The sequence below is a fragment of the Halobium salinum genome (assembly GCF_026586625.1).
Lineage (GTDB): Archaea > Halobacteriota > Halobacteria > Halobacteriales > Haloferacaceae > Halobium > Halobium salinum.
Genome location: NZ_JAODIW010000006.1, coordinates 314,047 through 320,150 on the forward strand (window position 1 = coordinate 314,047; position 6,104 = coordinate 320,150).

General features: G+C 71.3%; 10 protein-coding genes. 5 read left to right on the plus strand and 5 right to left on the minus strand.

What is annotated here, in order from left to right; translation table 11 throughout:
- Positions 1-49 precede the first annotated feature (49 nt).
- Entirely contained in the window at positions 50-658 is a 609-nt protein-coding gene (locus tag N5095_RS04945; RefSeq protein ID WP_267621622.1) for an NADPH-dependent FMN reductase, read from the plus strand.
- Between the two features lie 143 nt (positions 659-801).
- Here N5095_RS04945 and N5095_RS04950 read toward each other — a convergent pair whose 3' ends face one another.
- The 4 genes from N5095_RS04950 to larB form a co-directional block, all read right to left on the minus strand.
- A complete protein-coding gene (locus tag N5095_RS04950) occupies positions 802-1,431 on the minus strand; it encodes a nitroreductase/quinone reductase family protein (protein ID WP_267621623.1) in 630 nt (209 codons plus the stop codon).
- Between the two features lie 74 nt (positions 1,432-1,505).
- Complete coding sequence (locus N5095_RS04955) at positions 1,506-1,778, minus strand: GIY-YIG nuclease family protein (RefSeq protein ID WP_267621624.1); 273 nt, start codon at positions 1,776-1,778, stop codon at positions 1,506-1,508.
- Between the two features lie 95 nt (positions 1,779-1,873).
- Positions 1,874-2,023 carry a DUF7563 family protein gene (locus N5095_RS22510; RefSeq protein WP_425499021.1) on the minus strand — a complete coding sequence of 50 codons (150 nt, stop codon included), beginning with the start codon at positions 2,021-2,023 and terminating at the stop codon, positions 1,874-1,876.
- Positions 2,024-2,249: 226 nt separating this feature from the next.
- The gene (larB, locus tag N5095_RS04960) at positions 2,250-3,023 is read right to left on the minus strand and encodes a nickel pincer cofactor biosynthesis protein LarB (RefSeq protein WP_267621625.1); all 774 of its coding nucleotides are present in this window, start codon (positions 3,021-3,023) and stop codon (positions 2,250-2,252) included.
- A gap of 162 nt (positions 3,024-3,185) precedes the next feature.
- On the opposite strand from larB, the gene N5095_RS04965 reads away from it, so the two are divergent.
- On the plus strand, positions 3,186-3,353 hold the full coding sequence (locus N5095_RS04965; protein ID WP_267621626.1) for a DUF1931 domain-containing protein: 168 nt from the start codon (positions 3,186-3,188) through the stop codon (positions 3,351-3,353).
- Positions 3,354-3,452: 99 nt separating this feature from the next.
- Here the strand turns inward: N5095_RS04965 and rpiA are convergent, their stop codons facing one another.
- Positions 3,453-4,148 (minus strand): ribose-5-phosphate isomerase RpiA, encoded by a 696-nt coding sequence (rpiA, locus tag N5095_RS04970; protein WP_267621627.1) that lies wholly within the window; start codon positions 4,146-4,148, stop codon positions 3,453-3,455.
- A 95-nt stretch (positions 4,149-4,243) separates the two neighbouring features.
- Between rpiA and N5095_RS04975 the strand changes: the two genes are divergently transcribed.
- The 3 genes from N5095_RS04975 to N5095_RS04985 are packed head-to-tail and all read left to right on the plus strand — an operon-like array spanning position 4,244 to position 6,073.
- Positions 4,244-4,786, plus strand: coding sequence for a hypothetical protein (locus tag N5095_RS04975; protein WP_267621628.1), 543 nt, complete (start codon positions 4,244-4,246; stop codon positions 4,784-4,786).
- Positions 4,779-5,324 carry a DUF7965 family protein gene (locus N5095_RS04980; protein ID WP_267621629.1) on the plus strand — a complete coding sequence of 182 codons (546 nt, stop codon included), beginning with the start codon at positions 4,779-4,781 and terminating at the stop codon, positions 5,322-5,324. The genes N5095_RS04975 and N5095_RS04980 overlap by 8 nt, the downstream gene beginning before the upstream one ends.
- Before the next feature lie 32 nt (positions 5,325-5,356).
- The gene (locus N5095_RS04985; RefSeq protein WP_267621630.1) at positions 5,357-6,073 is read left to right on the plus strand and encodes an SDR family NAD(P)-dependent oxidoreductase; all 717 of its coding nucleotides are present in this window, start codon (positions 5,357-5,359) and stop codon (positions 6,071-6,073) included.
- Positions 6,074-6,104 lie beyond the last annotated feature (31 nt).

Below are 6,104 nucleotides of genomic sequence, written 5' to 3' on the forward strand. Positions count from 1 at the left end.
ACTCCCGCTCCAACGGCCTTTTGTTCGGCCGACCCGTACTGGAATTCTAATGACACGTGTGCTGGCGGTCTGTGGGAGCCGGCGCGAGGGCAGCTACACGCGCTCCGCCCTGTGGTACGCGCTGGACGCCGCGGCCGAGGCGGGCGCCGAGGTGGACTACCTCGACCTCGGCGCCGTCGACCTTCCGTTGTACCACCCGGACGTCGACGAGCAGGGGGAGTCGGCCGACCTCATGGAGCGAACCCGCGCCGCCGACGGGATTCTGCTCGGCACGCCGGTGTACCACGGCTCCTACTCCTCGACCTTCCGCAACTATCACGACTACTGCTCGTTCGACGAGTACGAGGACACCGTCGTGGGCCTGCTCGCCACCGCCGGCGGCGGCAGTTACGGCTCGACGCTGGAACACATGCGCTCGACGGTCCGCGGGGTCCACGGCTGGGTCGTCCCCCACCAGGTCGGGATTCGGAAGGCCTACGACCGCTTCGAGGCGCGCGGCCCCGCCACCCCGGACGCGTCCGACCGCGGCGGCGTCGTCCCCGACCACGAGTTCGTCGACGACTCGCTCAGAGAGCGCACCGAGAAGCTGGGTCGGGTCGTCGCTCGCCACGCAACGGCGATGGCGGAGACGGGGTCGCCGGTGCGTGCCGACGACTGAGACGGGTCGTCGCTGGCGGTCGACGCCGAGGCAGGCCGTCACTGGCGCTTGACGCCGAGACAGGCCGTCGCTGGTGGTCGACGACCGGAGCGGGTCGTCACCGGCAGTCGACAGCAGAGCGGCCGACCGGTGTCGACCCCCGACTACGCCGTCTCCGTGTCCGGCTCGGTCGTCCCCACCTCGAAGTCGACCTCCAGAATCACCGTCTTCTCGGCGACATCTCGAAGCGCCGCCCTGGAGGGGAGCCCCTCACCCTCGTAGTCGAGTCCCAGCCGCCGGAGGTTCCCGGCGCCGACGTGCTCGACGAGCGCGCGGAGGTCGTCTGCGACCGCGTCGGGGTCGGTTCTCGGCGTCGCGACCGCCTCGCGGTCCTCACCCCGGACGCGAAGCGTCACCGGGCGGCCGCCGCGGAGGTTCTCCCACCACGGCGAGTGGGTGAGAATCAGGGTTCGTCCGTCGTCGAGTTCGTGGTAACCGACGGGCGTCGTGAACCGCTTCCCGGTCTTCCGGCCCGTGAACGTGATGAGCCCGAGGCTGTCGCTGACGAGACCGTGTACCGGCGACCGCAACAGCGCCGAGACGGCGGGGTTGACGACGCGGTACGCAAGCGCGGACGCCGGCGGGTCGGCGACCAAGACGGTCGGGTCGTCGGTGTCGGTCGTTCGCGCCTCGGCGTCCTCCGCGCCTCCACTTCGGAGTCGTCTGGCGGCGACGACGCCGAAGAGGACGATGCCGACGCCGACGCCGAGCGCCCGTCTGCCGAACCTGGACATGCCCGCCCGTAGGTCGTCGGGGAGCAAAACGTCGCCGCGGCGTCAGACCGGCACCCGTGGGGTTGCTCCCCCGGCTACTCCGCCGGTTCGACCGACTCCGCGTCGCTCTCTACCAGTCGCTCCTTCTCCCGGCGGGAGAGCTGTTTGATTTCGTACTCGCGGGACATCGCAGCCGACTTCGACTCGTAGCGCTCGCGGTAGCGCAGCGCGACCGGCCGGCGCGACCGCGGACGGGTGTACTTCGCACCCTCGCCGGCGCTGTGCTCGTCGACGCGGCGCTCGACGTCCGTCGTGTACCCGGTGTAGTAGGTGCCGTCGGCGCACTCGACGACGTAGACGTAGTGCACGGGCGGCGTTCGTGAGTCGGGAGTAAGAAGCCTCTGTTCGGTTCGAGTCACGTCGGAGAAACGACCTCGCGTGGTGGTCGTCTTACAGTACCCAGTCAGGCGTTGCGGGTTCGTTCACGTGAGACTTCTGCGATGCCCGCGTTTGCCGAGCAGTTGGGGCAGGCGAACACTCGCCCGCGCTCGTCGGCGAACACACGCGCGAAGCCTTCCGAGACGTGCGACCCGCAGTGGTCGCAACTTGGCATGGGTATCCGGCATTCCGCCGCTGCCGGTAACCATGTCTACACGTCACACCGTAAAAAGGACGGTGGCTAACAGGTAAGGTTCGGTCCGAAAGAGCGCCTGAAACGCTCGATTTACCCGACTTCGCGGTCGACGACGAGCGCCGGACGACCCGCCGACCCCCGGCCGCGGACCGGGGGCCGAGGGCTGTGGACCGTCCGGCCCGTCGTCGACCCGGAGTCTCTCGCGTCACGAATCGGTGCGCCGTCCCGCGTCGGCCGCACGCGCGACGAGCCCGGCCTGTGCGCCGGCGACGAAGCCGGCGTCGACGTTGACGACCGAGAGGACGGTACAGGACTGTAGCATCCCGTACAGCGCCGCTTCGCCGTCGCCGCCGACGCCGTACCCCGACGAGACGGGGAGACCGATGACGGGCGCATCGACGAGCCCCGCCACGACCGTCGGCAGGGCGCCCTCTCGGCCCGCGGCGACGACGACGACGTCTGCCGCCCGAACGTCGTCCAACACGTCGACGAATCGGGTGAGGTTCGCGACGCCCACGTCGTCGACGCGCTCGACCCGCGCGCCGATTTCGCGCGCGATGACCGCCGCCTCGCCCGCCGCGGCCGCATCGGCGGTGCCCGCGCTCACCACCGCGACCGTCGCGTCGACCTCGGGTGGTTCACCCCCGTCCTCCCGGACGACGAGGGTGCGAGCGCGCGCGTCGCGGTCGAAGTCGGCGTCGTGCCCTCCGTCGACGACCGCCGTGCGCACCGCCTCGACGACGTCCCTGCCGGCCCGGGTCACGACCGCGCGCCCGGTCGTCTCCAGTGCGGTCGTCGACAGGTCGGCGACCTCGTCCGGGGTCTTTCCCTCCGCGAGAATCGCCTCGGGAATTCCGCGCCTTCCCTCTCGAGCGGCGTCGAAACGGCCGGATTCGGTCGTCGCGTACCCGCGGAGCTCCGCCTCGGCTGCCTCGGGGGTGAGTTCGCCTCGGGCGACCGCCTCTAGTACGTCTCTCATACACCCCCCTCGGAGTGAAAACTACTCGAATATTGCGTTCTCCCCCCGAACGGACCCTTTGTATATAAATCCTGTGCCCGCAAACGGGGTATCCCCCGGGTACAGCCCCTGACGGGGGCAATCAGGTATTTTTATTAATAAGGAGACGGTAGGCGAAGGTGTATGGCAGACCTCATCGTCAAGGCAGCCGTCAAGGAGTACCTCAGCAACCAGAACGTCGCGTCGGACTTCTACGACTCGCTCGACGAGGAAGTGAAGGGCCTGCTCGACGACGCCGCCCGACGCGCCGAGGAGAACGACCGGAAGACGGTCCAGCCGCGCGACCTGTAAACCCGGCCCACACCCACTTCTTCGTATTTTCAGCCGTGTAGCGACCGCGCCGTCTCGGCACCCACCGCGACGCCGCAAGCGGCGGGTTCGAGCCGCCGGCTACAGCTCCCGCACCCGGACGCCGTCCGCCGTGCCGACGTGAACCTCGTCGGCCAGCGCGACGAACAGCCCGTGCTCGACGACCCCCGGCGTCGCCGAGAGGGTCCGTGCGAGCGCCTCCGGCGAGTCGATTCGGCCGAAGTCACAGTCCACGACGAGGTTTCCGTTGTCGGTGACGACGGGGCCGTCCTTCCGTTCTGCCGTCCGGAGCGCCGGCTCGCCACCCGCCGCCCGGAGCGCCGCCTCGACCGTCGGGAGCGCGTCGGGTAGCAGTTCCACGGGGACGGGATGCGAGAGCGCGTCGGCCTCCTTCGAGGGGTCGGCGACGACGACGAACCGCGCCGCTGCCGCGTCCACGACTTTCTCCCGGGCGTGGGCCGCGCCGCCGCCTTTCACGAGGTCGCCGTCGGCGACCTGGTCTGCACCGTCGATAGCGAGGTCGATGCCCCCGGCGTCCATCGCCTCGTCCAGTGCGAGCAGGGGGACGCCCGCCTCGCGCGCCAGCCGTCGCGCGTCGAAGGAGGTGGGGACCCCGTGTACGTCGAGGCCGGCGTCGACCTCGCGGCCGAGCGCCCGAATCGCGTGGGCCGCGGTGCTCCCCGTCCCGAGGCCGACGACGTCGCCGTCGACGACGAGGTCGGCCGCGCTCTCGCCCGCCCGCCGCTTCGCCGCGTCGCTCCCACCTTCCGTCTTCATGCTCGTGGCCTCTCGGTCGGAGGTGAAAAACCCGGTCGGACCCCGTCCGGCCGCCGACCCCCCGTTTCATGTCGAGCGGCGTAGAACTCCCGACGATGTCCCTCCACGTCGGCCTCCTCCCGGCCCTCCCGCCGGGCCTCGCGCTCGCTCCGTTGGCGTCCCCGCCGCCGTCGGCCCTCCCGCTGGCCTCGCCGACCGTCTCGTTGCTCGTCCGGTGGCTCCACGTCGTCGCCGCGACCGTCGCGCTCGGCGGTGCCGTCCTGCTCTGGGGGGTCCTCCGCGACTCGTCCGTCGTCGACCTCGACTTCGACACGGACAGTACCCTCACGCTCGCGACCGCCTACGAGTGGCTGTTCTGGGTCGCCCTCGGCGCCCTCGTCATGACCGGCGTCGGCAACCTCGGTACCTACGCGCCGGCGATTCCCGGCGGCTCCTGGGCCGCGGCGATGACCTGGAAGCTGGCGGCCGTCTTCCTCGTCCTCGTCGGCTCCGCGGTTCGAACGCTGCTCGTCGTCCGGTGGCGAGACGGCGGCGCGTCGGCGCCGGACCGACGCCGCGTGCTCCGGGTCGGCTACGCCGCGACGGCGCTCGCCCTCGCCGGCGTCGTCGCACTCGCGGAGGTGTTGGCCCATGGCTGACGCCGAGCGGTCCGACCCGGTCCGTCTGCGCGACTGGGCGCTCGCGACGCTGCACACGACCCTCTTCGTCCTGCTTCCGCTGCTCGCCGCCTTCGCCGTGAGCGCCCCCGGCCGCATCGGCGACGTGCTCGGAGGGCTCGACACGAGCCTCGGCCTCGCGCTGTTCGCCTACCTCTGGCTCGTGCTCTGGCTCGCCACTCGGCGGGCGCTCGCGGCCGCCACCGCCGGGTCGCTCACCTCCCGCTCGGCGCTCCGGGCCGGACTCGTCTGGGGAGCCGTCGCGGGCGTCGGGTTCGTCGGGCCGCTCCTCCTCCTCTCCGGCCTCGCCGTCTTCGTCACCTCGGGGAACGTCTTCTTCCTCCTCGTCGTCGCGGGCGTCGGCTCGCTCGTGGCGACCGTCGTCGGGGCGGTGCTGGGACTCGTGTTCGCGGCGGTGGACTTCGGGTTACTCGCGGTTGCGCGGCGACTCGCGGGCGTCGAGGGCGGCGGCGACCACGAGGGGACGACCGGCGACGCCGACCCACCCTCCGGGGCCTGAACGGCTAACCGGTTCGGGGCCCATCACCGTGCATGGCACACGTCACCGACACGGAGTCGCCGGTCGCGGTCGTCGCCGGCGTCGGCCCCGGCCTCGGCGCCTCGCTCGCCCGTCGGTTCGCCCGCGAGGGCTGCCGGGTCGCCCTGTTCGCCCGCTCCGAGGCGTACGTCGAGGGACTCGCCGACGACCTTCCCGACCCCGGGGAGGGGCTCGGCGTCCGCGTCGACCTCGGCAACCCGGCCTCGATTCGGCAAGGGTTCGAGCGCGTCCGCGAGGCGTTCGGTCCCGTCGACCTGCTCGTCAACCACGCCAGCGCCTCGCCCTGGGATGGACTGCTCGACTGCACGGTCCGCGACTTCGACGACGCCCTCGACGTGGGCGTCCGCGGCGCGTTCTGTTGCTCGCAGGAGGCCGTCTCGGACATGCTCGACGCCGGCGGCGGCACCGTCGTCTTCACCGGCGCCACGACCTCGGTACGCGGCCGGAAGGGAGCCGTCGCCTTCTCCGCCGCGAAGTTCGGCGCCCGCGGGCTCGCCGAGTCGATGGCGCGCGAACTCGGCCCCGAGGGGATTCACGTCGCCCACGTCGTCCTGGACGGTGGGATTCTGCCTCCGGACCGCGAGGTCGACGACCCCGAGAACTACCTCGACCCCGACGCCATCGCCGACTCCTACTGGCATCTCGCCACCCAGGACCGGTCGGCGTGGACGCTGGAACTGGACCTGCGGCCGCACACCGAGAGTTTCTAACCCACCTTTTTCTGCGTCGGGGGGGGGGGGG

What these genes read in the sequence shown, in the direction of transcription:
- N5095_RS04945 (WP_267621622.1), top strand. Translation starts at nt 50, where the DNA reads ATGACACGTGTGCTGGCGGTCTGTGGGAGCCGGCGCGAGGGCAGCTAC.
- N5095_RS04985 (WP_267621630.1), top strand. Translation starts at nt 5,357, where the DNA reads ATGGCACACGTCACCGACACGGAGTCGCCGGTCGCGGTCGTCGCCGGC.
- N5095_RS04965 (WP_267621626.1), top strand. Translation starts at nt 3,186, where the DNA reads ATGGCAGACCTCATCGTCAAGGCAGCCGTCAAGGAGTACCTCAGCAAC.
- N5095_RS04980 (WP_267621629.1), top strand. Translation starts at nt 4,779, where the DNA reads ATGGCTGACGCCGAGCGGTCCGACCCGGTCCGTCTGCGCGACTGGGCG.
- larB (WP_267621625.1), bottom strand. Translation starts at nt 3,023, where the DNA reads ATGAGAGACGTACTAGAGGCGGTCGCCCGAGGCGAACTCACCCCCGAG.
- N5095_RS04975 (WP_267621628.1), top strand. Translation starts at nt 4,244, where the DNA reads ATGTCCCTCCACGTCGGCCTCCTCCCGGCCCTCCCGCCGGGCCTCGCG.
- N5095_RS04950 (WP_267621623.1), bottom strand. Translation starts at nt 1,431, where the DNA reads ATGTCCAGGTTCGGCAGACGGGCGCTCGGCGTCGGCGTCGGCATCGTC.
- N5095_RS22510 (WP_425499021.1), bottom strand. Translation starts at nt 2,023, where the DNA reads ATGCCAAGTTGCGACCACTGCGGGTCGCACGTCTCGGAAGGCTTCGCG.
- rpiA (WP_267621627.1), bottom strand. Translation starts at nt 4,148, where the DNA reads ATGAAGACGGAAGGTGGGAGCGACGCGGCGAAGCGGCGGGCGGGCGAG.